Annotated in this window: 24 protein-coding genes and 2 pseudogenes; 7 read left to right on the top strand and 19 right to left on the bottom strand. The window is 64.4% G+C overall.

All coding sequences use genetic code 11. From position 1 onward, the window contains the following. Nucleotides 1-49: 49 nt before the first annotated feature. The 7 genes from C9424_RS20525 to C9424_RS20495 all read right to left on the bottom strand — a co-directional run bounded on the left by C9424_RS20525 (nt 50) and on the right by C9424_RS20495 (nt 6,135). A complete protein-coding gene (locus tag C9424_RS20525) occupies nt 50-739 on the bottom strand; it encodes a nucleoside/nucleotide kinase family protein (protein ID WP_116768685.1) in 690 nt (229 codons plus the stop codon). A 94-nt stretch (nt 740-833) separates the two neighbouring features. Continuing rightward, a complete protein-coding gene (locus tag C9424_RS20520) occupies nt 834-1,136 on the bottom strand; it encodes a DUF4193 domain-containing protein (RefSeq protein WP_116768684.1) in 303 nt (100 codons plus the stop codon). 143 nt (nt 1,137-1,279) lie between these two features. Continuing rightward, nucleotides 1,280-2,326 (bottom strand): PDDEXK nuclease domain-containing protein, encoded by a 1,047-nt coding sequence (locus tag C9424_RS20515; protein WP_116768683.1) that lies wholly within the window; start codon nt 2,324-2,326, stop codon nt 1,280-1,282. A gap of 214 nt (nt 2,327-2,540) precedes the next feature. Beyond that, entirely contained in the window at nt 2,541-2,750 is a 210-nt protein-coding gene (locus C9424_RS20510) for a hypothetical protein (protein WP_116768682.1), read from the bottom strand. A 121-nt stretch (nt 2,751-2,871) separates the two neighbouring features. Continuing rightward, a complete protein-coding gene (locus C9424_RS20505) occupies nt 2,872-4,068 on the bottom strand; it encodes a hypothetical protein (RefSeq protein WP_116768681.1) in 1,197 nt (398 codons plus the stop codon). 32 nt (nt 4,069-4,100) lie between these two features. Next, nucleotides 4,101-5,741, bottom strand: coding sequence for a relaxase/mobilization nuclease domain-containing protein (locus C9424_RS20500; protein WP_116768680.1), 1,641 nt, complete (start codon nt 5,739-5,741; stop codon nt 4,101-4,103). Nucleotides 5,742-5,745: 4 nt separating this feature from the next. After that, complete coding sequence (locus C9424_RS20495; RefSeq protein ID WP_237563595.1) at nt 5,746-6,135, bottom strand: MobC family plasmid mobilization relaxosome protein; 390 nt, start codon at nt 6,133-6,135, stop codon at nt 5,746-5,748. A gap of 211 nt (nt 6,136-6,346) precedes the next feature. On the opposite strand from C9424_RS20495, the gene C9424_RS20490 reads away from it, so the two are divergent. Further along, a complete protein-coding gene (locus tag C9424_RS20490; RefSeq protein WP_116768679.1) occupies nt 6,347-6,610 on the top strand; it encodes a hypothetical protein in 264 nt (87 codons plus the stop codon). A 263-nt stretch (nt 6,611-6,873) separates the two neighbouring features. Here the strand turns inward: C9424_RS20490 and C9424_RS20485 are convergent, their stop codons facing one another. The 6 genes from C9424_RS20485 to C9424_RS20465 all read right to left on the bottom strand — a co-directional run bounded on the left by C9424_RS20485 (nt 6,874) and on the right by C9424_RS20465 (nt 9,233). Beyond that, nucleotides 6,874-7,596: an SOS response-associated peptidase gene (locus C9424_RS20485; protein ID WP_116768678.1), complete on the bottom strand. Its 723-nt coding sequence runs from the start codon at nt 7,594-7,596 to the stop codon at nt 6,874-6,876. A 34-nt stretch (nt 7,597-7,630) separates the two neighbouring features. Next, the gene (locus tag C9424_RS20480) at nt 7,631-7,798 is read right to left on the bottom strand and encodes a hypothetical protein (RefSeq protein ID WP_442862061.1); all 168 of its coding nucleotides are present in this window, start codon (nt 7,796-7,798) and stop codon (nt 7,631-7,633) included. Then, nucleotides 7,722-7,919, bottom strand: a complete 198-nt coding sequence (locus C9424_RS22260) for a helix-turn-helix domain-containing protein (RefSeq protein WP_442862060.1) — start codon at nt 7,917-7,919, stop codon at nt 7,722-7,724. The genes C9424_RS20480 and C9424_RS22260 overlap by 77 nt, the downstream gene beginning before the upstream one ends. Before the next feature lie 2 nt (nt 7,920-7,921). Then, nucleotides 7,922-8,179: a ParB family protein gene (locus C9424_RS20475; protein ID WP_116768677.1), complete on the bottom strand. Its 258-nt coding sequence runs from the start codon at nt 8,177-8,179 to the stop codon at nt 7,922-7,924. 224 nt (nt 8,180-8,403) lie between these two features. Next, entirely contained in the window at nt 8,404-8,961 is a 558-nt protein-coding gene (gene ssb / locus C9424_RS20470) for a single-stranded DNA-binding protein (RefSeq protein ID WP_116768676.1), read from the bottom strand. Then, complete coding sequence (locus C9424_RS20465; RefSeq protein ID WP_116768675.1) at nt 8,958-9,233, bottom strand: glutaredoxin family protein; 276 nt, start codon at nt 9,231-9,233, stop codon at nt 8,958-8,960. Before C9424_RS20465 ends, ssb begins: the two co-directional genes overlap by 4 nt. Nucleotides 9,234-9,876: 643 nt before the next feature. Here C9424_RS20465 and C9424_RS20460 point away from each other — a divergent pair. After that, complete coding sequence (locus tag C9424_RS20460; protein ID WP_116768674.1) at nt 9,877-10,404, top strand: hypothetical protein; 528 nt, start codon at nt 9,877-9,879, stop codon at nt 10,402-10,404. 442 nt (nt 10,405-10,846) lie between these two features. On the opposite strand, the gene C9424_RS20455 is transcribed toward C9424_RS20460, so the two are convergent. The 5 genes from C9424_RS20455 to C9424_RS20435 all read right to left on the bottom strand — a co-directional run bounded on the left by C9424_RS20455 (nt 10,847) and on the right by C9424_RS20435 (nt 16,675). Next, on the bottom strand, nt 10,847-12,187 hold the full coding sequence (locus tag C9424_RS20455) for a ParB/RepB/Spo0J family partition protein (RefSeq protein WP_116768673.1): 1,341 nt from the start codon (nt 12,185-12,187) through the stop codon (nt 10,847-10,849). A 521-nt stretch (nt 12,188-12,708) separates the two neighbouring features. After that, nucleotides 12,709-12,861, bottom strand: a complete 153-nt coding sequence (locus tag C9424_RS21540) for a hypothetical protein (protein WP_161958265.1) — start codon at nt 12,859-12,861, stop codon at nt 12,709-12,711. Between the two features lie 189 nt (nt 12,862-13,050). Next, nucleotides 13,051-14,076, bottom strand: coding sequence for a DUF4192 domain-containing protein (locus tag C9424_RS20450; RefSeq protein ID WP_116768672.1), 1,026 nt, complete (start codon nt 14,074-14,076; stop codon nt 13,051-13,053). 575 nt (nt 14,077-14,651) lie between these two features. Further along, a complete protein-coding gene (dprA, locus tag C9424_RS20445; protein WP_116768671.1) occupies nt 14,652-15,560 on the bottom strand; it encodes a DNA-processing protein DprA in 909 nt (302 codons plus the stop codon). 548 nt (nt 15,561-16,108) lie between these two features. Beyond that, complete coding sequence (locus C9424_RS20435; protein WP_116768688.1) at nt 16,109-16,675, bottom strand: recombinase family protein; 567 nt, start codon at nt 16,673-16,675, stop codon at nt 16,109-16,111. Nucleotides 16,676-16,888: 213 nt separating this feature from the next. Here C9424_RS20435 and C9424_RS20430 point away from each other — a divergent pair, with 213 nt between their 5' ends. The 4 genes from C9424_RS20430 (at nt 16,889) to C9424_RS20415 (ending at nt 20,601) form a co-directional block, all read left to right on the top strand. Continuing rightward, nucleotides 16,889-18,325, top strand: a complete 1,437-nt coding sequence (locus C9424_RS20430) for a HEPN domain-containing protein (RefSeq protein WP_116768670.1) — start codon at nt 16,889-16,891, stop codon at nt 18,323-18,325. 159 nt (nt 18,326-18,484) lie between these two features. Next, nucleotides 18,485-19,138, top strand: a complete 654-nt coding sequence (locus C9424_RS20425; RefSeq protein WP_116768669.1) for a hypothetical protein — start codon at nt 18,485-18,487, stop codon at nt 19,136-19,138. Nucleotides 19,139-19,332: 194 nt separating this feature from the next. After that, entirely contained in the window at nt 19,333-19,725 is a 393-nt protein-coding gene (locus tag C9424_RS20420; protein WP_116768668.1) for a hypothetical protein, read from the top strand. 249 nt (nt 19,726-19,974) lie between these two features. Next, nucleotides 19,975-20,601, top strand: coding sequence for a hypothetical protein (locus tag C9424_RS20415; RefSeq protein ID WP_116768667.1), 627 nt, complete (start codon nt 19,975-19,977; stop codon nt 20,599-20,601). Between the two features lie 99 nt (nt 20,602-20,700). Here the strand turns inward: C9424_RS20415 and C9424_RS20410 are convergent. Beyond that, nucleotides 20,701-21,806 (bottom strand): annotated as a pseudogene (locus C9424_RS20410) (IS110 family transposase). A gap of 1,015 nt (nt 21,807-22,821) precedes the next feature. Here C9424_RS20410 and C9424_RS21770 point away from each other — a divergent pair. Continuing rightward, nucleotides 22,822-23,089: pseudogene (locus C9424_RS21770) on the top strand (hypothetical protein); the annotation flags it as partial.

The following is a 23,089-nucleotide window of genomic DNA, read 5'->3' as shown; positions in this document are numbered from 1 at the left end:
GATGGCCACCGATTGCGATGAGCGTCACGTGAAGGATGGTTCCGGCCGCTTACTCGCGGCCGGGCGTTGAGACGGTCCCGGGTGTGTGCTCGATGACGAGTGTACTCCGCTGGCTTCCTGCTGCTACCAGGCGGGCATTGCGTTCGTCGTTGCCGGTTGCGCGCCATTCGGCGATGGCGGCGTCGTTGTCGAATCTCAGGTGCCGGGCGGTGAGCCGGCGCACGCGTTCGTCCTGTTCGAGCTCCACGAACCACGTTTCATCTAGGAGGGCCGCGACCTCGTTCCATGGGGCCTCGTCAAAAAGCACGTAGTTGCCCTCGGTGATGATCAGGCGTGTTTCCGGCGGGACGGCGATGGCCCCGGCGATCGCGTCGTTGACTTCGCGGCGGAAGACCGGTGCGAAGATCTCGCGCGAGGTCTCTGAACGCAGCAGGCGGAGCAAAGCGACGTACCCGGCACCGTCGAAGGTTTCCGGAGCGCCCTTGCGGTTCTCCAGCCCGCGGGATTCGAGCAGCGACTGCGCCAGGTGATATCCGTCCATTGGGACCAGAGCGACCTGCCGGGGATGGTTGGTGAGCAGGTGCTCCAGCAGCCATTCGGAGATGGTGGATTTTCCGGCGCCGGGCGCCCCGGCTATTCCGAGCAGGCACCGTCCGCGCCGCTGGAGCAGCGCTTCGGCCCGGGCGAGGAGCTGCTGCTGGCCTGGTTCCTCCCAGCGCAGGTACGGAGGGGTGTTCATCGCTTCTTCTTTCCGGCTCGTGCCTGAACCAGCACGACAATCAACAGGAAGCACGGCAGATGACCGGTGGCCGGGCATCCGGGCCGGGAGCGCCCTAACCTTCGCACTCGATGCAGTACGAGTGCCCGTTGCTTTCGTGTGCGAGCTGGGACCGGTGCCGGACCAGGAAACAGGAATAGCAGGTGAACTCATCCTCGGCCTGGGGAATGACCTGGACGATCAGCTCCTCGGCGACAAACTCGCCGCCCGGGGTCATGGCCTCATCCAGTGCGTCGGATTCGTCCAACTCACGGACCACGCTGCGGGCATCCGGGGCATTGGCGGACTGCAGCGCCTCCAGGGAGCGGTCCTGGGATTCCTTGACGTCGGAACGTACTTCGTCGTAATCGGTTGCCACTGGGGTGACTCTCTTTTCTGGTGTTCTTAGCTGGTGGGAATGCAACGTACACCATAGCCCCGATATTCCCTGACCGCCCGACCTGCAGGCCGCGTCCGAAGCGCAAAATTTGACCTTGCATGCGTGGCCGGGCTCTTAGTCCTTCATGCGTCGAGAGGGTTCGCCGGGTCGTGCTCGAGTGCTGCGGTGATGGCCGCCGGGGACGGCAGGGTTGCCTGCTCATCGACCGGAAGTGCCTCGTACGTGTAGGACGTCACGGTCAGGGGCTGGGCTGAACCATCAAGGGCATAGCGCACAGTGCGGTCGTTCCTGGATCCGCACACCAGGATCCCGACGGTCGGGGCCTGCCTGCGCAGCCGGAGCATGTCGTTGACGGCTGCGACGTAGAAGTTCAGCTGCCCCAGATGCTCGGGTTTGAACTTGCCAGCTTTAAGTTCTACGACAACGTAACGGTCAGAAGGTACGTGGTAAAGCAGGAGGTCGATGAAGAAGTCGTCTCCATCGACGTCGAGGTGATACTGCCGGCCCACGAACGCGAAGCCGGGCCCGAACTCGGCCAGCGTCTGTGCCATGCGCAGCGTCATGGCCTCCTCGATGGCATGCTCCTGGGCGTCTTCGGTCAGGCCAAGGAAGTCCAGCACCAAAGGGTCCTTGGCAACCTCCCGCGCCAGGTCATTACCCTCGCCGGGCAGTCTTGCCTCGAGGTTGTTCGGGGCCGCACCGCTGCGCGTGTGGAGGCGGGTGAGGATCTGATGTTCCAGCACGGCCACCGACCAGCCATGCCCGGCAGCCATGGACGCGTACCACTGGCGCAGCTCGTGGTCATCCAGCTTGCTCAGGAGCGCGACATTGTGGCTCCAGCTCAATTGTCCAGACGGTGTCTGGACAATTGGGTCCGGACCGTTCCATGCCGCAGCGAACGCGCGCATGTTGTAAAGATTGCTTCTGGAGAATCCCTTCATGTGGGGAAACTCCGTGCGGAGGTCGCGTGCCAACCGGTCCAGCACTCTACTCCCCCATGGCTCGTTCATCTGCCTGTCCAGGATGGCCCGCCCAATGTTCCAGTACAGCTCGATCATGGCGGTATTCACCACGCGCTGCGCCCGCTGTTGAGCTTCGCGTACGAGCCCCTTCAGGGTCGTGAGAGCAGCGGCATAGTCTCCCGGAAGGTCCGGTTCAAGCTGGGTCATGACTCCACCCTAGTTGGAGGTTGCAGCGTTCCAGTCCCAATTGTCCAGACACCGTCTGGACAATTGGCGCTGCACCGGGGCCGCCTGCGGATCGGGGAATATTGTCGACTTCCCACCTGCCACGTCCTTCGACGCCGCCCTCGGCGTTTGCCGAGCGGGCGGACGGCGTTGCCGCAGCTGACCGGCAGGGCCACTGGATTGACCGTGTCTGGCGTCAGGCGTCGGGGTCATGGCCAAGGACGCGGAGCAGGTCACGGGTTGTCATGCTCAGCTGTTCGAACCAGTGCTGGTAGAACAAGGCCGTCATCTGCTGTGGAGGGGTGTCATCGAGTTCGTGGAGCATCTGCAGGGCCTCGCGAATAACCTCCTCATCTGACGCCAGCTCAGGATCAGGCCAGCGTTCCCGGTCCTCCGGGTGTTCCATGCGGGCGACTCCTTACGTCTTGTATGGCCACTGGTTTTGCCGCCCGCCCTCGGCACGAGTCAGGTTCGATCCTATTGACCGGGGCCGGGCTGGCACGGCAGCTGCTGTGGAGCGGCAGCACTTATCGGCTGGGTCCGTTCCTTGTCTTCTGCGCCCCGACGGCGGCACCCGACGTTGTATTCCGAGCCTTCGCCGGCGCTTTGCCGGGGACGAGTGCGGTGCTGGGGTGGGTTCCCTCGCTGCGTGCAGCGGCAAGGCGTCCCTTGACGCGTTCCTCGCTGGCAGTTCCGGCGAGTGAGGCGGCGAACGCCTGGTGATGGTCGGCGGAACCGTATTCTGCGGCTGGGCCGGTTTCGGCCTTCCCGCCTTGGTCGTTCAAGCGCTTGCCGTCGTCACCCATGACCCGGTTTTCCAGGTCGCGTCCCATGGCTTCGATACGTGCGAACAGTTCCGCTTCGGTGCGTTCGTAGCGCCGCTCGAGCGGCTGCTCCGGGGTACCTTTGAAGCCGCCCTCGGCGAGAAGTTTCGCTTCGCGCCATTCCTTCGCGGCGTCCACGAACGAAGCGTCGTTGAAATGGTCCTCGCCGGCCCCGTTGAAGTTCGCTGCGGTTTCTTCGCGCAGCTTCTCGATGGTGGGACCGTTGACTCCGTCTTTGCCGATCAGATACAGGCGTTCCTTCACAGCGGTTTCGGCAGCCTCGATGGCCGCGGGTGTCGTGGCGTCGTGGGCGCTCTGCAGCGCCTCGGCCAGTGCGGGGCTGTTCAGGTATTCCACCGGCACCTGGTGCCGCTCCATTTCCGGGGCCAGCGTCCGGGCCTTGGCCCTAAGTTCTTCGGCCTGTGCCGCGGCGATGAGTTCCATGCGCTTCCGGTGCTCGGCCACTGCTGCACGGCGTGTCTGTTCGGCGCTGACGGTTTCGATGCCGGATTCCAGGTACGCGGCATCCGTGCCGACGTCGCGGGTGTCGATGCCGTAGCGGCGCTGGACTTCGGTCCGGATCCGTTCGGATGCGACAAGGGCGGCCGGATCATTGTCCTTCCACCCTTCGGCCATGGCGTGTGCCGTGGCGATGTCTCGAGGCTGCGCCTTGTCCCACCATTGGTCTTTCGCCACGGGTGCCAGCGCTCCGTGCGCGGCGCTGCGTTCGGCGGCGACGCGTGCCCGGGCTTCGTGCGTTGCCTGGGCGTCCTGGTGTTCGATCTGGCGCTGGCTCTCCTGCCCCCGGCGCGCCAGGGTTTCGGCAACGCGTGAGGCGATGATCAGCGACTGCCGCAGGCCGCCGTCCAGGACGTCGTCGATGCCGTCTGATTCACTCATGCTGTTCCCCTTGCAGTTGGTGGTGTTGGTCGTTATCGGTCGAGGCGCGGACCGGCGTCGCGGCGGCCGGGCTGGGAAGTCTTCGCCGGCGTCGCCGGCGTTAGTGCTGTGGGCAGTACTGATCCGGGACGGATGGGGACCATGCCGCGACGGGCGATATCGATCGCCCGCGGCGGTACTCCGGCCTCGGGGGCCGGCTGCTGCCCGGCACCGACCGGAACCGGCTTGGGCATGGTCCCGGTGAACGGGGCCAGCTGTTGCTCGACCACCGAGCGGATGCGCTGGGCCTCCCGGGTCCGCCCGGACTGGGCGTGCATTTCGTACACGGCGAAGGCGGTGTTGATCAGCTGCACCATGAGCGCTGTTTGTGCGGCCGTCTTGTTCTTACTCGACGCGGCCATGAACAACATGGCAGTTCCGGCAATCGAGGGGAGAGGGACGGGTTTGCTGTGCTGGCGTGGCGCGCGCAGCTGGGCGGTGCGGGACAGTTCAGCGGCGGTGGCCGCCAGCGGACCCGGGGTCGGTTCCAGCCGGTAGGACCATGCCGCGAACGCCCCGGAGACGTCCCTCGCCGCTTTCGCCCACGTTGCGTGATCATCACGCGGGATGGTGCGCAGCTGGTCGGCCAGGGCGGCCGCGTTGCGGGTGTATTCCACCCACATTTCCGGCGGCGGTGTTGTGTTCTCGAGGCCGGTCCTGGAGACCGCGCGCTTGTTCCGGGCGGCTGCGTTCCATTCGGCCGCAGCCTCGGTTGCCAGGTGCGGGGTGTCGGGCCATTCTTCACGAAGTGCACCGAGTTTCAAGTCGGAGGCGAGAGTCCCGCCGCCGAACCAGATAGGGCGTTCTCCCCCGGCGGGACGTTCGGCCACGGAGTAGCCGACCACGACGTCGGTGGTGTTCTTGGCGTAGCGCGGCCGGACCAGCAGTCCGGTGTCGCGGGCGCGGCGGACGAACTCCGCCTCGTACCCGGAGGCGCTGGCGCTGGCCCGCACCTTACGTGCAAGGGATGACCGGTGCATTTCCCGGTCGTCCCGGGCGGCTGTGGCCTTTTCGGCCCGGTCGTAGCCGCGGCTGGAGTGCACCCTGGAGAGTTCTTCCAGTCCGTACTTGGTCTCCAGGGCGCGGCAGGACTGCTGCGCTTTTTTGTAGTCGCCGTGGGTGGAGGCTTTGGTGCCGTCTTCGCGGACCAGGGACACGGCGATGTGGATGTGGTGGTTGCCGTTCTCGGACGTGCCGTGGTTGATCGCGGCCCACCTGCACTGGGCTTTGCCGCTGGCTTCGGTGAAGCCCATGGCGTCGACGAAGTCGTTGGCGATATCTCCCCACTGCTGGTCCGTCAGCGGACCTTCTTCGGCGCGGAGGCTCAGCGAGCAATGCCAGACATCGGCCGGTTTATGACCGTTCTCCACGCGCTGCTTCGATGCTGCGTCCCAGCGGAAATCCTTCTGCACGATCTCGACGCCAAACGACTTCCGGGGCTGGTCCAGGTGCTTCGCGATCGCCACGGCGTCATCGCGGTCCAGGACGCCGTCGTCGTACCAGGCCATGATCGCCGCGTCCCCGGCCACCAGGTGCGGATCGGTGTGGGAGTTCTTCGTCTTGTCAGCATCCGTGGACGCCAGATACAGCAGCAGTCCCGACATCCTCGAGCCGCGGGTGATGTTAGGAATCATCGCCCTACATCAGCCCCTCAATGGTCCGGTCAATCCGCCTCGCGACCTCGCGCACATACGCCAGCGCAGCCTTCGCATCCTGCGGGAACTCATCCCCAGCGTTCGCGTGCCGGGCGATCTGGTTCACGTTGTTCGACACCCGCGCCAGGAGCGTATGCAGGGCCATCAGTTCCGCCATCGCCGCCTTCCGCTCCGTCGGCGTCTCAGCAGTCTCGGACAGGGCCGCGGTGATCAGCAGGTTCGGGACAGTGACCTTCTCCCGGGCGGCCCGGGCAACCAGCGCAGCCTCTTCCCCGGCGGTGACCCACACCTCCCGGCGCTTCTTCGTCCCCGCCGGCGAATTCTCCCGGCGGCGCTTGGACAGGCGCGGACGGGACTCGTTCTGCTCAGTCACGCACTCCCCCGTCCTCTTGGTAGCCCAGCGCAGCGACCCCGAACCCGGGGACCACACCACCGAGTGTGCCAAGCAAACCGCCGCAGGCGCGTGAGCGACACGCCATTTACACCCGTGTAAATGTATAGCTTGCTCCGTCGTGGCTCTGAATCGCAGTTCTGTCGCCGTGGCTTCCGCGGACGATGCCGGACGGCGGGTTAGGGTGGATCACATGGCGAACCTCGACATAGAAACCACACGTAACCAGGCCCGCGCACTGCTCGACTCGCGCATCGAATCCGTCACCGCGCTGGTCAAGGCCCGGCAGCGGGTCGCTGACCTCAAGGAACAACTCGCCGAGGCCGAACGCGACGACAAACGCACCTACGTCCGGGCCACCAAAGACGGATGGAGTCCCGAGGAGCTGAAGAAGCTCGGGCTCGAACCCCGAGCCGTCTCCCGCCGGCGAAAAGCATCGCCGGCCACGACCGCCTGACACCCCCACTCCCCCACGGCGATGTCCCGAACACCGCCACCGCACAGCCCCCAGCGGGCTGCCGGGCCCTTCCCCATGGGCCAAGCCAGGCGCGCCCGGCGCACCGCCATTGGGGGCAGGGTTTCTTCAGCCAAAGACCACAGAGAGACACCCGCAAGCGGGTGCACCCCACCACCGAATGGCCCGCCTACCGGGGCGGCCATTCGCGTTTCCCCTGTTGCCCTGGTTCCGCTGCCGCTTCGGCAGGGGCAGCCCGCGGTGGCTCAGGAGATGTGGGTCAGGTGGGTGGCCGGGTCGATGAGTTCGGGGCCGTTGTTGCGGACGCTGTTCACCTGATCCGTGACCACCCTTGGGGTCAGGACCGGTTCGGGAATGGTGTCAAGGATCTTCTGCACTTCGGTCTTGTCGGTCGTGCCGGGGTTGAGCCAGTCGTGGAACATCTCCGGTGGGACGATGACCGGTGCCCGGTCGTGGACGTGGCACCGCGAGTCGTGGGCCGTGGTGGTCAACACGGTGCAGCTCAGCAGCCACCGGTGCGGGTCACCCTCGGGCAGCGACGGGTCCGGCCAGAACTCATACAGCCCGGCGAAGGCCAGCAGCTCATTCTTCCCGGAGTGCAGGTAATACGGAATCTTCTTCCCGTCCGGGATTTTCTCCCATTCGTAACATCCCGCGGCCGGGATCAGGGCCCGCCGCTTGACCGCGGCCTTGCGGAAGGCCGGCTTGTCCAGGATGGATTTGCTCCGGGCGTTGATCAGCTTCGAGCCGATCTTCACCTCCTTCGCCCAGGACGGGACCAGGCCCCACCGGGCGATCAGGAGCCGGCGCTCCACCGCGTCCTCATCCAGCCTCTCGGCGATGATCGGGACATCCCGGGTCGGCGCCACATTCCAGCTCGACGGCTGCGGGCTGCCCTCGACGTCCCTCGCCTCGAAATGGCGCAAAAGATCCCCGGTCGCCCTGGACATCACGTACCTGCCGCACATGCATCAATTCTGCTCCGGCACGGGGTTCGGAAGGTCAGTCTTCGGTGCTTGTTTCCTCGGGGATCTGTCCGGCCGCGATCCGCTGGGCCGTCTTCTCGTAGGCGGCCGCGATGTAGGCCAGCAGGTCATCCTCCCGGACGCGCCAGATAACCCCGTCCGCCGAACTGCGCGGCCCGCAGTTCCCCGCTGCGTACCAGCGCATACACCAGCGGAGTGTTGACGTTCAGGACTTCCTTCACCTGATCCAGCGTCAGCATCCTGGGCAGTTCCCCACCCGCCGCCGGCACCGCCGGTGCGTCCGTGTCCACGGTCCGCTTCGCCATCATCAGGTCCCCTCGTTCCGGTGCCGGATCTCATCTTTGGTGCGTTGTCCGCGGCGCAGCGCCCCGGCCGGAACCGGATCCCATGCCCGGCCCTGATTGTGGCGGCGCTGCAGCCGCTTCACTTCCCGCATCGTGCCCCGCACGATGAAGTCCGACACGGACGCATCGCCCTCCAGGGCCCCGGCGGCCAGGAACGCCGCACGGACCTGCCCGGCTTCCTCTTCAGTGAAATACGGCGTGAACGCCGCGATCTTTTTCATCCCGTTGATCTTCCCTCACGCAGTGCCCGGTTCATGACTGTTCCGCCGCTCCCGGTGTGGCTCCCAAGGACCCGTTCCAGCAGGCACCGTCCTGCCGCGATGAGCAGGACATTGGCGAGCTGAACCCCTGTCCGGGAGCCGGTCCTCCGGAGGAATGGCTGTCGTTGCAACGAAGATGCCCAGCCAGCCGGCCGTTCCGTCGGGTTCGTTCGGTGTCTTCGCCATCAGTGCCCGGCATCGTCCCTGGGCGTTTCGGTCATCGTGCCACCCTGGAGGGCCGGACCGGGATCGGGGGCCGGGACGTTGATGTGCCCCGTGGGGTTGGCTGCGAGGCCGAACCATGCATCATCGTCGCCGTACTCCCGGGCGGACAGGGCGAACCTGTCCGGCGGGAGCTCCTCGTCCTGCTCCGGACCCGGACCGGTGCGCGTAACTTCCGCGGTGGAGTGGCGCAGGGACGGGCCGATGTCCTCGACCTCGAACTCCACGACGGTGCGCTCCTCCCCCGCCTTCGTCGTGTACGTCCGGGGTTTCAGGGTGCCGATGGCAATCACGCGCATGCCGCGCGTCAGGGTTGCGGCCGCGTGTTCGGCGGTGCCCCTCCACGCCGTAGCAGCCAGTAACATGGTGCCCCGCCCGCCCCGCTGGCCGGCGCCGGCGTCGAAGGTCCCGGGGGTGGAGGCGATGGTGAAGCGGGCCACGGCCGTGCCGGATCCGGTGAACCGCAGCTCGGGGTCGGCCGTGACGTGGCCGATGACCGTGGTGCCGGTTCCGGCGCTCATGCGGGGGCGCCTTCCCGGGCGCGGGTTTCGATCCCGATGACCTTGGCGATCTTCGCCGGGTTCAGCCCGGACCAGTGGTCCTCGCTGTTCTCCCTGTCGTAGACCACGACGGGGGCCTGAGAGTGGCCAAGCTCCTCGGTGATGTACTCAAACGCGGCCTGGTTGGTGGTCACGTCGACCTCAGTGAAGGCGATGCCGGCGTCGGTGAACTTCTGCCTGGTCTTGGCGCAGCCGAAGCACCCGGCTGGCTTCGTGTAGATGGTGAGAGTCATTTTCAGTCCTCGGTTTCGTATCACGTTAGTTAGGTTCGACTGGCTGACTTGCTACCTCAATTCTAGCAATCATTCAACTGAATGAATAGAGATTTTTCCCCTAAATCTAGGGGTTTCTGTCTAGAAATATGAACAGATTCCCCGGGATTACGGGAAGGTCGGTGCAGTCAGCTTCTGAAAATGACACAGGGCGCCGTCGCACCGAACTGCTGATTGTTGGAGCCAACAACGACGCGATACGTCCCAACGCCTGCCGGCCCCAGGGAGGTCCTACCAGTTCGTATCGTTGCGGCGAGGGCAGCGCTGGTTGCTGCATTGACGGGCGACAACCCGCCAGTCCGGCTGCGCCTCGGAACGGGCCCGCATGTCACTCCAGATCGGAACCACCCGGGAACCGCATTCCGGACATGGCGGCTCAACGTGAGCGCGTCTCTGCGCTTTATTCATATTTCCCCCAAGAAATCGCAATGCTTAGAGGCTAAGCCACAACCGCAGGGAATCCGCGCCCCGCACGGACCGCCGGCCCGCCCAGGGGCTAAACACGGCGCGCGGGGCGACGGCCTCCCTTGGCGATCAGCTCTGGTCATTGTCAGGGATCCCTGACACACTTGCTGTCAGGATTACCTGACGGAAGGGTGTGGCCATGGGTTGGATATCAAACGACAACGAACACGAGGGCTGGGCTGCCGCCGTCGCTCCGGACGGGCGCTTGTCCTCCTCATCTTCGGGCCAAGGCATACTCGTGGAGGGCATCACCGGCCGTTACCAGCCGGACAAGATGCTGCCCGACTACGAAGTCGTCCCGGACCGGGAGATTGTCGGCTGGCGCGGAGCCTGTGATTGCGGGTGGCGAGGCGAGCTGTGGGAACGGGTGCCGTCCCCGGCTACGGCGGACTTCAGCCTCCGGCGTGACTACGTTTCCCCTGACGAATTCGCCAACGCTTCCACCACCGTCGAAGATGCCATCCACGACGAGTGGAAAGTGCACCTCGCACCACTGGAGGCTGTGGCCGGGGTGGAGGCGGCGGCGCGTGAATACAACCAGGCCGGTCGCCGGTTGGATAAGACCGTTGCCGCCGCCAAGGCCGCGGGGGCATCCTGGACGGATATCGGCCGCGCTGTAGGCATCAGCCGGCAGTCCGCCCACGAGCGGTGGGCAGACAGGCACTAAACGACAGCAAGCCAGCCATTTCACGCCCGTGGACATCCAGGGAGTGACTGAGCCGGCTGCCCGCTCCCGAGGAACCGGAAAGGGTGCTTCCTCCAGCCGCGGGGAATGACGCCAGCCCGGTCCAGGTCTGCTCAGGTAAGGCCGGAGGGGCCGACGCTTTAGGCGCCATCCCTTCCCTGGGCTTCCCGGGAGATGGACGTCTGTGGGTTCAGTCTGGCTGAACCGGTGGTGACGCTGCCACGGCCGGCAAGTTCATTGCAACCTGAGGCGCGGCGTCAAAGGCCGTGCGTGGCCGCGCCAATCGGCGGTCCGTCGCTGGTGAGTGGCTGCCGTGGTTCGCCCGTGGCGGCGGACCGCCCGCCGTGCGGGAGGTTCCAGCCCTTCACGGGGTGGGTGGCCGGGCGGCTGTATTGGGGGATCAGCCGCCCGGCACACTTACAGATTAGTCGGTTTCGGCGGTGTGCTTGTCGAGTATGACGCGCTCGACGTCGCTGGCCGTGTACCCCCAGATGGTGAGCTGGTTCAGGTAGTGGAAGTGCCGCTTTTCGGCGCTCCGCCATGAGTCTTTCTGGATGGTCTTCTCGTACCCTGCGCAGACCACGGCGATCAGGGAAAACTCGGACCGGGCCGTCGTGGCGGCGGTGTGGTCCCTCAAGGGGTTCCAGCCCCATTTTTCGTCTTCGCCGGTCTTGGCCCCGATCATCTCGGCGGCGACCTTGCCGTCGTAGCCGCTGGCCGTTTCGGGGTGGTGGGTGATGGCGTGGACGGTGAAGTACTGCCAGCCCTTCGGTGCGGCCTTGCGGGTCAGCAGGGTCTTCACGAAGTCGCGGCGGACCTTGGTAGCGGTCTCCATCTCGCGATTATTGGCGATCAGGGTTTTCCGCTCGGCCTTCTGTTCCTCGGTCATCGGGCCCTTCTGCGCCCCGGTGCCGCCGTCGTAACGCTCGTACTTCGGGACGAAGCCGAGCTCTTTCCAGCCGGTGACGACGGGGACTGCGGTGTGCTGGCGCCGGTAGTCGGTGCTGATCAGGACGGCGTTGGCGTCCTGATCGGTGGCCGGTTCCCCGTCGGCCCGCTTCAGGGCATCCACGCGCAGGGTCTCGTGGTCGCCGTAGTGACCGGCGTCCTCCACCACGGTCTTTCCCTCGGCCTCGAGCACGGCTTTCAGCGCGGCCAGCTGCTCGCGGGAGTCGCGTTCGTCCCGGAGCTTCTGGGTCATGTGGTCCAGATAGTCGGGGTCATCCTTGATGACGGATTCCAGCTCGGCGGTCGCGTCCTCGTCGGACTCGAATTCGGCGAGGATGAGGGCCTGTTCGACGGTGTAGCCGTTGTGCAGGGCCTGGGCACCGGCGATGGTGGCTTTGGCTTTCAGGGCGCTTTCAACCGTGGTCTTGGTCCGTCCGGTCTTCTTAGCGATCGCGGCGGCCGAGACGCCGATCAGGGAGAGCTGGTGGTAGGCCTCGGCCTCGTCGGCTTCGGTCAGTTCGGTGCGCTGGATGTTCTCCACGACCTGCGTGATGAGCCGGTCGGCTTCCTCCGGGCTGGCCACGATCATGACCGGGATGGTCTCGCGTCCGGCCTCGATCGCTCCGAGGGTGCGGCGCTGGCCCATCAGCACGTGCACGGTGCCGTCGTCCTTGCGGTGGGCGATGACGGGTTCGAGGACTCCGAGTTCCTTGATGCTGGCCACGAAGTTGGCCGACAGGGCGGCGTCTTTGCGGACGTTGATGTCGATGGTGAGGGTGGCCGGGTCGATCATTTCCAGCACGGGTGTGGTGTTCATGGTGGTGTTCCTTCTTGTCCGAGAAGTGGGGTGGGCGGGGAGCAGTCGGTGACCGGCCAGCGTCCCCTTCTCCCCCGACGCTTCTATGTCTGTCAAGCGGGTGGAAACGGGTGCGGACCAAGTTGGTTTGCCGGTGAGTGGGGCGGATCAGGTGACCGGCCAGCATCCCCTCTCCCCCCGTTGTTTTGGCTGCTGGCGAAGCTTGCGGAGCTGTGGCCGACGGAGGCCTGTCTACCCGCAAGGGCCAGGGGCAGGAAATTCCCGAAGGAAATCAGCGACGAAGGAGCGCCGCAGGAAAATTCGTGCACCGCAGGCCCTGACGAAGGAGGGGCTAGACGGGCCGGAGCGGACACGTACAATCCGACAGGACAGCAGCCAAAACAGAAAAATGCTTGTACAGCCCGAGCGAAGCGAGGCCCGTTTCAGCGGTTAAAGGGCTGAGGCCGGCCCCTCGGGGCCGGCCTCAGTTTTTCCCTCAGCAAAAGGAAACTTGTGCTGCAAGCGTCATCGCTGCAGAGAACCTACAGGTCCAGCGGGGATTTCTCCCAGGAGATATCAACGATGGGGGCGCCTGGCCGCGGCATGGTCAACATCGAGAGCTCGAGAATGTCCTGGGCATGGGTGGCATCGGCAGGTGCAGCGTCATCATCGGTCAGGGTGTATTCGTGGCTCATGTGCTGCCCCCAGGCTCTTAGTGGATCGTGTTCCTTTTCCACTGTAGCCCGGCGTCGGGCCGTTTCCTGCGTGGGGTGCTGCGCCCGCGGCAGCGTGATCGGCGGCCGGAGGAGCGCATGCGGGGGAGGCCGCCACCGCACCCAAGGGGCAAGGGGCCGGACCGTTCTCCCGGTCCGGCCCCGTTGCTTTTAGCGGTGCCGCTTGTAGGCGGTTTCCTGGTTCTTCGCGACCGGGGCGATGGTCCCCCGGCTCACCAGCTGGTCCATCAGTTCCGCGAGCCGATAGCCCGGTGTATCTGCCAGAGCAAGCTTGAAGTGGTCCGCAGCTACCGACGACTGACCTTTGAGGTACGCCAGCCATCCGATCAAGGTCAGCAGGGGCGCCCGGTAACCTTCCGGCGCGGCGTCGATGAGGTCCCGGGCCGTTTCGTGCGCCCGGTCAACACGGTTCCAGTCCGGGGCGATACCCTCCCCCACGAGCAGATTCCCGCTTCCCTCGGCGTCCGGCATGTCCGGGTCGATCACGTTGCAGAACAACGTGTCCCGCAGGTCCGGGCGCTGGAAGCACGCCAGCAGCTCCACCGCCGTTGCCGGGTCTGTCCAGCTGTCCCGGGTCAGTGCCTCGGCCCACAGTTCCCTGCCCGGATGCAGGTCCGCGCCCAGCACTCCCCGGAGCGCGTGACGGATCTGTTCCTCCCTGTCGTCTGGGCCTGTGAACGGCGGGTAGTTGGTGCCGGGCGTCTTTTGGTAGCTGCTGCCACGGAACACCAGTTCCGCGTTCAGTTGCCCGTCCGTGATGGATTCCAGCGGTTCGGGCGGGCAGCACCCGGCGTCGCTGTCGCACAGGAGATTTTGCCAGTGCGACGGGGTGACCAGCCACGCGTCCTGCAGCGGGGTACCTGCACCCTCCAGCACCTCAATAACGGCCTCGACGTGGTCGTGGAAGGGGCGGGACTGTCCGGGCGCCGGGGTGCTGGCCGTGTAGATGGCCAGCAGCACCGCCGTGGCCTGCGTGTCCAGTGCGAGGTAGTCCACCATGGAGCGGGCGAAACCGGCGGATTCGGCGATCGCGGGGGCGTCGACGCGGAGCGTCGCGCCCAGCGTCTTGCCCCGCATGGTCAGGAACACAAAGGATTCACGCGGTACGAACCCGAGGGAGTGCGGGATGAAACCGAGGATGTCGGCGGGGCTGGAGATGCGGATTGCGTCGGTCATGTTGTAAGTCCTTTGCTGAGGAATGGGTGGGCGGGGCGGCTTAGGTGACCGGCCAGCTTCCCCTCTCCCCCCGTTGTTTTGGCTGCTGGCGAAGCTTGCGGAGCTGTGGGCGACGGAGGCCTGTCTACCCGTAAGGGCAAGGGGCGGGAAATTCCCGGAGGAAATCAGCGACGAAGGAGCGCCGCAGGGACATTTCCTGCACCGCAGGCCCCGACGAAGGAGGGGCTAGACCGGCCGGAGCGGACACGTACAATCCGTCAGGACAGCAGCCAAAAGGACGTCGTCAACAAGACAGGGCCAGGGGGTCCGGAGCTCTGCGACGGTGCGCCCTGGACCCAACAGCCGGCCGCGCCAGCGGACGCCCGATTCTGTGAGCCCTGCGAACAGGCTTTTCCCTGCGACACCCACGGATCCCCAAAGTGAGCCGGCACGGCAGTGGGCCGCGGGCGGCAGCTGAACCGGCGCCTGGTTTTGCGAATGGCGGTCCGCCGCTGACGACCCAACGCGCAAGCCGCTTACAGGCGGCGGACCGCCCGCGGTGGCCGGCCCGGGAAGGACCGGCCACCTGAGGAGTCTTAGCTGGCGAGCAGCTCGGTTAGTTCCGCTGCACCGGAGACCAGCACGGCTCCGCCTTCCTTCAACAGCCTGTGGCATCCTGCGGAGTTGGCACTGTGGATGCTGCCGGGGACGGCAGCCACGTGCCGGGCGATCGTCTCCGCGTGGTGCGCGGTGTTCAACGCACCTGAGCGCCAGCGGGCCTCCACGACACATGTGACTCCGGCGAGGGCAGCAATGATGCGGTTTCTCTGCAGAAACCTGTACCGGGTCGGGGCGGAACCGGGCGGGAGTTCCGAGAGCGTCAGGCCGTTGCCGCGAATCGCGGCCGCGAGATCAGCGTTACCTGACGGGTAGTCACGGTCAATGCCTCCGGCCAGTACCGCGAGGGTTGCCGGTCCTTCTCCCTGGCTTCCGGCCAACGCGGCCCGGTGCGCGTGTGCATCGATACCGTAGGCAAGGCCCGATATCACGCAGATTCCACGTTGGGCCAACCCGTACGCCATGTCGCCTGTAACGGAGGCGCCGTAGCTGGTCGAGTCCCTGGATCCGGTAAGGGCCACGCACTTCGAAGGCGCCGGGATGCCCTTATCGATGCTGCCCCGGTACCAAAGCCCGTACGGGGCGTCGGGCAGATCGTCCAAGCCTTCCGGCCAGTCTTCATCTCCTGGGATGAGGAACCCGCCGCCCAGGTGTTCGATGGTGGCCAGGTCTTTCTCCGGTTCGACCTCGGGAACCCGTGGAGCCCACCTTCTCAACGCTTCTGACAATTCTTCGACCGTGGCCTCCGGAATGGAGTGTACGGGCTGCGCGCCGGTGGCAAGCCTTAACGCGGCGTACGCGCCGAGCCTGCCCACGAGGGCCCGACCGACACGGTCGCCGGGTTCGAAGAGTCGGGTCAGGGCTGCGCGTGCAATGCGATCGTTCATGGTTTCTCTCGTCCTTTGCTGAGGATCCGGTGGGTAGGGCGGCTTTGTTGACCGGCCAGCGTCCCCTCTCCCCCGGTTGTTTTTGCCTGCTGGCGGAGCAGCGCGTAGCTGTGCCCGACGGAGCCGGGGCAACCCGAAGGGCAAGCAGTGGATGGCTTGTGGGAGGAAATAAGCGAAGCGCCGACACGAGGCATCGGCTGTGCAGCCGTCCGCAGGACGGTTGAGCCGGTGGAGCGGGCACGTACGATCCGGAGGACAGCAGCAAAAACAGAAAAACGCTTCTACAGCCCGAGCGAAGCGAGGTCCGTGCAGTAGACCTGGGCAAGGGCCGGAAACCGGAGTCTTCAGGCAGCGCGTGGTTTGCGGGCGAGGTTATTGTGTTCTCGCTTGCAGCACGGGTTTGCTGGTGGCGGTAGACGTTGCCCTGGCTCCAGCCAACGAGACGCGCGGCGTCCTTGGCGGTGCGCTCCTTGGCGCGGGCGTCCTGGGAATGGCGGTCTTTTTGCAGCGCTAAGTGGCACTTTTAGCAGGGGGCGCCGCATCGGTCTTCACATGATGCGCCTTTGGAGCTCGCGGTACACCGTCGTCCGGGATACCCGGAACAGTTCGGCCAGTTCGGCCTGCGTGTGCTCGCCGGCGTCGTGCAGTGCCAGGAGGTGCTTCCGCTGCGTCTTGGACAATTTTGGCTGCTTGCCTTTCAGCCGCCCCTTGGCCTTTGCGACCGCCATGCCCTCGCGGGTGCGCGCCCGGATCAGATCCGCCTCGAACTCGGCCACCATTCCCAGGACGTTGAACAGCAGCCGGCCTACCGGGTCGGTCGGGTCGTGGGTGCTGCTGCCGAGACTAAGCACAACCCCTTTTGCCGTGAGCTCATCGGCAATGTCCCTGGCATCAGAAAGGGACCGGGCCAGTCGGTCGAGCTTGGTCACCACGAGGGTATCGCCGGCCCGGCATGCCGCCATCGCTTCACGGAGTCCAGGGCGCAGACGGTTAGCTCCCGTCAGTCCGTGATCGACAAAGATCTGCTTCTCTCCAACACCCAGGGCAAGGAGGGCATTTCGTTGAGCGGTCAGATCCTGATCGTTCGTTGAGACGCGGGCATAGCCGATCTTCATTCCAGTCACGAGGAACATGGTTGCAGTAATCCCCCCGTCACCGTACATATCACCGTGCGGGCCTTACGTACATGGGCTGAGCCAGCAGCTGGGCGGTACGCGTCGGTGTACTCCGCCGGCACGGTGATCGACCGGCTTACGGGCGCCTTCGATGACCGACGGACACAACTCCAAGGAACGATTCCGCACTTCCGACGATGATAGGAAGGAGGAATGAACCAGCGAACATTTGTGGGGCAGTGGTGGCTCCCGACCGCCCCGGAAGAGCCTGTGGGAGGAATCCTCACCGTTGAACCATCGGGCAAGTGCCGACTCCAACTCACCGGAATGCTGCTTGCGCACCGCTTTCTAGCTCGTATGCAAGGTGACACTTCCGTAGAGGACGCGGGGCAGCTGATTCACGGTTCTGCGGCAGGGGCAGACTTCACGCTGCTGGGTGGGCACGACATCACCCAGGAAGTGCCGATGCTCGCGCCAGAATATCCGCAGCTTCTCGCCGTTCAGACCGCCATCAAGGGCGTCCATTTGGTATCGGTTGACGAACCCCGATTCGAAGGCGCAGAGGTCGAGGTAGACAACCTGACGGCTTGGTCCGGTATCACAGGGTTCACTTCTGTTCAGAATTTCGAGCTCGATGAGAGTCAGCGAGTCAAAGATATGAGCGTCAGGTGGGAACTCGGCCGACCTGCGGACGCAGGCCCCGTCGGCAAACTGGGAGACTTCAGGATCGAACTCGCCTGGCAGAGCACGTACAGCGCCGTCACAAGGGACATGAACGCCGCGCGGCAGGTCGCCGCATCCGAGGAAGTCCATGCAAAGATAACCAATCCCGATCTCAAGGCTTGGAATGCGTTCCAGCCTGCGATCAAGTCTCTACAGGACCTTCTTACCTTCGCCACGAGGCACCCCTGTGCAGTCAGGTCGATACACCTCCTTCTTGGTGGCTCAGATCACGGATCGGCCGAGCTGTTGTACGCGCCGCTCGTCGAGCCGCAGGAGGATACCAAGACAGAGCCCCAGAGATACCTCTTCCGCATGCCCGACCTCTCGTTTGCCGAGCTGTTGGAGAAGTGGGACTCGCTATACATCCGGATAGGAATGGGCATCCACGTGCTTTTCGGCCTTGACTACGAGAAGAGAGGCTTCATAGAGAACCGAATCCTGAACGCGCTTTCGGCCGCCGAAAGCATCCATCGCGCGCTCCGGCCCGCTGCAACAGCGATCCCCGTTGACGCCCACAAAGCCATCATGGCCATCCTCAACGACGCCCTCGCTACGAACCCGTATAGGGATCGGGTGATGGGCGGGCTCGGCAACGATCCAGGGTTCGTGGCACGCATGAAGGAGCTCGCGACCATTCCCGCCCAAGACGCCGTCAACGCAGTAGTTGGGAACACAGAACAATGGGCAAAGTGGGCACGCGATGCAAGAAACGCAGTAGCCCACCTCGACGGCAAAAAGTTCGAAAAGATCCCGGTTGCAGCAAGGTGGGGACTTCCTTCAGCAACCATTGGCATCCTTCACCTTGCATTCCTAGCCGAGCTGGGCCTTCCCGAGAACGTCCAAGTAACTGCTGCCCGAATGATCTATGCGCCATGGACCGCAGAATTCCGAGCCCAAGTGGACCGGAAGGTAGGTGCCTCCGCCTGAGCCGTCGCTCTATTCCGCGAATCGCAATGCGCTGACCGGCCAACGGCGCAGGAGCGTTGCTTGCCGATGTCCTTCGTCCAGACTGAGAATCGCCTGGTGGAGGGATCCCACGTCTCGCAAGTTGTCTTGCTTCCCGGATACACGCGGTAGGGTCCCGGTATGACCGCAGCACCTCCGAGCGTTCAAGACCACGCCCGCCGCAAGCTCTCGAAGTTTCTCAGACGTTCGACTCCCGGGTTGGGTGAGCCAATCACCGCACTGCGGGACGGGAGCGGTCGCATTCCGCTCCTCGAGCTCACGTGGCATCGGATTGATGACGACACGTGGCGCATCACCGGGATCGAAGACCAGCAACTCGATAAGCGGATGGTGGACTCTACAATCGTTGAGTGCCGTGTGTTCTTCACTCCTGGCGAGGACTGCTATCTGCCGGGGATCGTCACGGCGCTTCAGAGCCTCATCACACCTGAGAGGGCTAAGGCTATGCGCGCCCTAAAACAGCTTGTGGCTCAGGTAGTCACCGGCGCGCGCATTGGGGCATCCGGCCCAATCTTTCACTCGGGCCGCCTCGAAATGGACAACGGATTGGGGCCCGGCATCTTGCTTGGCAGCGATCTGGTCGCAATGGATTACATCTACGGGATGGCGCTTCACGAGGACGACGATCGTCTGGCACGCCTAGAGAACGTGAGCCTCGAATCCGCTTTACAAGCTGTCGTCTACCACTTCAACGATCTCCTGCACGTGATCGCGAGCGTCCGTGCTCAGATCGAGCACGATCTTGAGATGGGCTACTTCGAACTCAAAACCTAGATCGATCACGCCCCAAAAGTATTCGAACTGTCGTGTATCGAACCTGCCCGCTTAGGGATCCCGAAATGGAACCCTGCTCTGGTCCATACGGTTCTCATAGCTGGGCACGTTGCCGTTCCGTCCGCGTCCAAGAGGCTGCCTCTGCCCGGCGCAGCCCCTTATGGCACGCAAGAATAGAGCCTAGGCTGACGTCCGTGGAGGACACCGATAACGGCATCTTTGCTCGGGGACTGCGATACGAGTTCATCGGCGGGGGCCACAGCAACTACCGGTTTCAAGCCGGCACTCCCTGGCTCCGTTTCGTCGTCACCCCGGAGCAGCTGGAGTTTCACGGCCGCGGCCTGAACCTGTTCCGCATCGGCCCTTGGATTGTGCCGCGGAGCGAGGTCAAGGAGGTCTTCTCCAAGCGCCGGCAGCGCCTGTTCCCGCCCGTCATCTGGGAGGTCGAGATTGTCACCACGGACCCCAGTGTGTGGTTTACCTTCTGGTCGCCCCACGATTCCGGCCCGGTCCTCCTCTCGATGGAGGAGTGCGGTTATCCCGTGGACTGGACCCCGCACAACTGGGCAGGCATGCCGATCGAGTGACCGGGCGAAGCTTCCGTCACAACCTCGTCCCTAACAACGAATTCTGCTGAAAGGCATCCGCCTGGGTGGACCGTGTCGTAAGCCGGTGGTCCAGCGGGACACTGAGCGTCCGATAGAGGATCCTTCACCGCGACTAATCAGGCAGAAGCTCGCCACCGCGTGTCTGCACCGCAGACGAACGGCGCCTTCTTGGTTTCTCATAAGCTGACTCGTGTACGACGGGATGCTCTCGTCGGCCGCAGGAGGACGATGAAGGGCTGGGGAAAGATTGTCACGTTCGGGGCCATCTTCTTGGTCTATGCAGGGTTCATGCTCTACCGGCTCGTGCACGACATCTTGAACGAGGGTCTGACGGGGCCGAACATCTTCGGAATTGCAGTGTTTGTCTTCCTCCCTGTCCTTTGCTGGGCGCTGGCAGTCGGGACAACGCGCTTCAATAGGTCGCACATGGCGCGGACGCGCGCAGCCTTTCCTGGTCTGCTTGTCTTGCCAGCTGGCTGGGCCTGGTTCATGGTGCCCCCTCTGCGCTCATGGCCGTACAAGCCCATTAAAAACGCCGGGTACATCGGCTTCCTTCTCGTGGCACATGAACAGCACTTAGCTGTGTACAAGACGCAATTCCGGAAGGGGTACGTCCTCGCCGCACAGCTGCCGTGGAACCGGGTGCAGTCCATCGGGAACATTCCCGCCAACCCGGCATCTGGCGACAAGCCTGGGACGAAGGTGCTCACTCTCGAGTTGGACGCCCGGGAAAGCGACCTTTCAGATCGTATTGAGCTATACCTTTGCGCAGACGACGCCTCAATCCTGGCTGGCGCTGAATTCGATGAAGCGAAAGACCGGCTCGAGAACGTCCGAGCTGCCGCCTTAAGGTGAGACCCACAGCGAACAGACAAGTGCCCGGTGAGGGATCCTTTACCGGACACCACCTGACCCGTAAATCAAACCGAAGCCCGGCATGCTCAACCGGTGCTCCTATTCCGGGTAAGGGTCTGCCCCGGCAACGTGGGATCGGACCGGTTCCGCGGTGGCGTAAAGGGCGTTGAGTTGGCGGTAGAGGATTCGGGCAATGTAGCGCTTGAGGGATCTGCGGATTTCGCGGTAGCTACGTCCTTCTTGGGTGCGTTTGGCGACGTAGTCCCGGGTTCCGGGGTCGTGGACCATCCGGGTCATGGTGATGGTGTGCAAGGCCCGGTTGAGGCGCCTATCACCGCCCCGGTTGAGCCTGTGCCGGACAGTGTTACCGCTTGAGGCTGGCAAGGGATTCACCCCTGCCAGCGAGGCGAAGGCAGCTTCGCTGCGAACCCTTCCTGGATGCGACCAAGCTGTCAGGACGGTGGCGACTGTGACAGCCCCGGCGCCCATCATCTCCAACAGCGGCGCAGCGGGGCTTTGCTGGATCAGTTCTGTCATGTGCTTCTGGTTCGCAGTCAGCTGGGTGGTCACTTCGAGAACGCGGCGCGCCAACCGAACTGCTTCCTCGCGCGCGATTGATAGTTCGATCTGCTCGTGTCGTTCCCGCCATCTGGTGATCGTGGCGATCTGGGCGGGAACCAGAGGTTTACGAGCGTCGATTCCAAGATCGTGTGCCCGGAGTAAGGCGATGAGTGCATTGACATTCATTGTTCGTTCCCGGGTCAACTGATCCCGTGCTGCGCTCAGGATCCTGAGTCCGGCGCGGGTTCCTTCATCACTGCGCGGGGCGCGGAGCTGGGACTCCTCTATGGCCAGGACTGCGGTTCCGATGGCGGCGGCGTCCAGCGGGTCGGATTTGCCGATTCCCCGGCGCCCGCGGGCGTTCATCCGGGGAGCTTCGGCGACGTCGTAGCCGGCGTCGGTTACTGCCCTGGCCAGGCGCGCCCCGTAGGAGCCGATGCCCTCGACGGCCCTAGACAGGCCATGTCGCCGTCTGTCCGTCGGCCTACCCAGGCAAGTGCGCGGGAAATCCCTGCCGGGGTGGTCGGGAACTGCTCGCACGCGATCTGTCGCTTGGTGCTGGCCTCGATGATGGCGTACGTGTGGGTGCGGGCGTGGCAGTCCACGCCGATGACGAACGGGCGGGTCTGCGCAACGATAGTCAACGCGGCCCTCCTTCCTTTCGAACGGGCAAGATTGGTCGCATCACGACCGGCACTGGACCTGGGAAGAGTCACTTCGAGGCAATACTGTGATGAGCCACAACCGCAGGGGCTGGGCGAGCTTCTAATCAAGCCACCGTCGTGGGACAGGTCAAGGCCGGTCGCTCCACCCAGCGCGGACAAGTCGGGGGAAATGCACCCTCAAGGGGCAATTGTTTTTTCGAGTCACGCGCCAGGCAGAACGACCGGCATCAACACTGCCAGCTAGTCCCAGACCAGCCACTGCAAGACTCACAGTTGTTTTTTGGTTGCTGGCAAGCTCGCTTGCTCGGCGGCCGACGGAGCCCTGTCTACCCGCAGGGCAAGGGGGAGGAAATTCCTGGAGGGAATCAGCGACGCAGGAGCGCCGGAGGGACATTTCCTGCACCGCAGGCCCCGGAGGAACGGAGGGGCTAGACGGGGTGGATCGGACGCCTAGAATCCGGAGGAATCTCAATGATGTTGTCAATGGGATTCCTGGGTGTGGCTATGGGACGGGGGGCTCTCGCGGTCGTTGTTCCCGGGCAGGGCTTGGGTGCTTTGGTGTTGTTCATGGGTGTGTTCCTTTCACCTGGGCGGGGCAGGTATCTGTACCGGCGTCCCCCTTCTCCCCCACCGTGTTCTTGCCTGCTGGCGGAGCTTCGCGTAGCTGTGCCCGACGGAGCCTGGGCAACCCGCAGGGCAAGCAATGGATGGGTCGTGGGAGGAAATAAGCGCAGCGCCGACATAAGGCATCCGCTGGGCAGCCGTCCGCAGGACGGTTGAGCCGGTGGAGCAGGCACGTACGATCCGCAGGGATTCATGGCCGCCCCTGAATTTACCGCTTCGGTCTGTGACACTCCAGAAAAACTGCAGGTCACATCGTGGACGGGGCTCATGATGCCGCTATATTCTTGGCCCACTCTCATGGGGGCGGTGGCAGCCAAAAGGCTGTCACTTGGAGGTGGCTGTCTGGCCACATTTAGTGACTGGACTATGCGTGCGTAATCACAGTGTCTTCAGGTCCATCGCTGGCGTGTTGGTCGTCATGGTGCTGATCGGCGGGTATCTACAGTTCCCCAGTGGGTCGGCGACGGCGGCCACCTCGCTGTCTCCGGTTCCGGTTCCCACGATCACCGGGACGGCAAAAGTCGGCTCCACCCTGACCGCGGTCCCGGGGACCTGGGGACCGGCACCGGTGACGCTGGCCTACCAGTGGAGGGCCGGCGGCGTCGCGATCCTCGCCGGGGTGAAGTCCACCTACGTTC

This window comes from Arthrobacter sp. H-02-3 (assembly GCF_003097355.1).
GTDB classification, from domain to species: domain Bacteria; phylum Actinomycetota; class Actinomycetes; order Actinomycetales; family Micrococcaceae; genus Arthrobacter; species Arthrobacter humicola.
Note: the sequence above shows the minus strand (reverse complement) of the source record. Positions and strands in the feature narration are given on the sequence as shown.

Bases quoted from the DNA above. Each gene is read 5' to 3' on its own strand.
- C9424_RS20510 (WP_116768682.1), bottom strand. From the start codon at position 2,750: ATGGAACACCCGGAGGACCGGGAACGCTGGCCTGATCCTGAGCTGGCG.
- dprA (WP_116768671.1), bottom strand. From the start codon at position 15,560: ATGAACGATCGCATTGCACGCGCAGCCCTGACCCGACTCTTCGAACCC.
- C9424_RS20430 (WP_116768670.1), top strand. From the start codon at position 16,889: ATGAACCAGCGAACATTTGTGGGGCAGTGGTGGCTCCCGACCGCCCCG.
- C9424_RS22260 (WP_442862060.1), bottom strand. From the start codon at position 7,919: ATGGCGAAGCGGACCGTGGACACGGACGCACCGGCGGTGCCGGCGGCG.
- C9424_RS20490 (WP_116768679.1), top strand. From the start codon at position 6,347: ATGGCGAACCTCGACATAGAAACCACACGTAACCAGGCCCGCGCACTG.
- C9424_RS20415 (WP_116768667.1), top strand. From the start codon at position 19,975: ATGAAGGGCTGGGGAAAGATTGTCACGTTCGGGGCCATCTTCTTGGTC.
- C9424_RS20455 (WP_116768673.1), bottom strand. From the start codon at position 12,187: ATGAACACCACACCCGTGCTGGAAATGATCGACCCGGCCACCCTCACC.
- C9424_RS20505 (WP_116768681.1), bottom strand. From the start codon at position 4,068: ATGAGTGAATCAGACGGCATCGACGACGTCCTGGACGGCGGCCTGCGG.
- C9424_RS20500 (WP_116768680.1), bottom strand. From the start codon at position 5,741: ATGATTCCTAACATCACCCGCGGCTCGAGGATGTCGGGACTGCTGCTG.
- ssb (WP_116768676.1), bottom strand. From the start codon at position 8,961: ATGAGCGCCGGAACCGGCACCACGGTCATCGGCCACGTCACGGCCGAC.
- C9424_RS20515 (WP_116768683.1), bottom strand. From the start codon at position 2,326: ATGACCCAGCTTGAACCGGACCTTCCGGGAGACTATGCCGCTGCTCTC.
- C9424_RS20480 (WP_442862061.1), bottom strand. From the start codon at position 7,798: ATGCGCTGGTACGCAGCGGGGAACTGCGGGCCGCGCAGTTCGGCGGAC.
- C9424_RS20460 (WP_116768674.1), top strand. From the start codon at position 9,877: ATGGGTTGGATATCAAACGACAACGAACACGAGGGCTGGGCTGCCGCC.
- C9424_RS20485 (WP_116768678.1), bottom strand. From the start codon at position 7,596: ATGTGCGGCAGGTACGTGATGTCCAGGGCGACCGGGGATCTTTTGCGC.
- C9424_RS20425 (WP_116768669.1), top strand. From the start codon at position 18,485: ATGACCGCAGCACCTCCGAGCGTTCAAGACCACGCCCGCCGCAAGCTC.
- C9424_RS20450 (WP_116768672.1), bottom strand. From the start codon at position 14,076: ATGACCGACGCAATCCGCATCTCCAGCCCCGCCGACATCCTCGGTTTC.
- C9424_RS20525 (WP_116768685.1), bottom strand. From the start codon at position 739: ATGAACACCCCTCCGTACCTGCGCTGGGAGGAACCAGGCCAGCAGCAG.
- C9424_RS20435 (WP_116768688.1), bottom strand. From the start codon at position 16,675: ATGAAGATCGGCTATGCCCGCGTCTCAACGAACGATCAGGATCTGACC.
- C9424_RS20465 (WP_116768675.1), bottom strand. From the start codon at position 9,233: ATGACTCTCACCATCTACACGAAGCCAGCCGGGTGCTTCGGCTGCGCC.
- C9424_RS20475 (WP_116768677.1), bottom strand. From the start codon at position 8,179: ATGAAAAAGATCGCGGCGTTCACGCCGTATTTCACTGAAGAGGAAGCC.
- C9424_RS21540 (WP_161958265.1), bottom strand. From the start codon at position 12,861: ATGAGCCACGAATACACCCTGACCGATGATGACGCTGCACCTGCCGAT.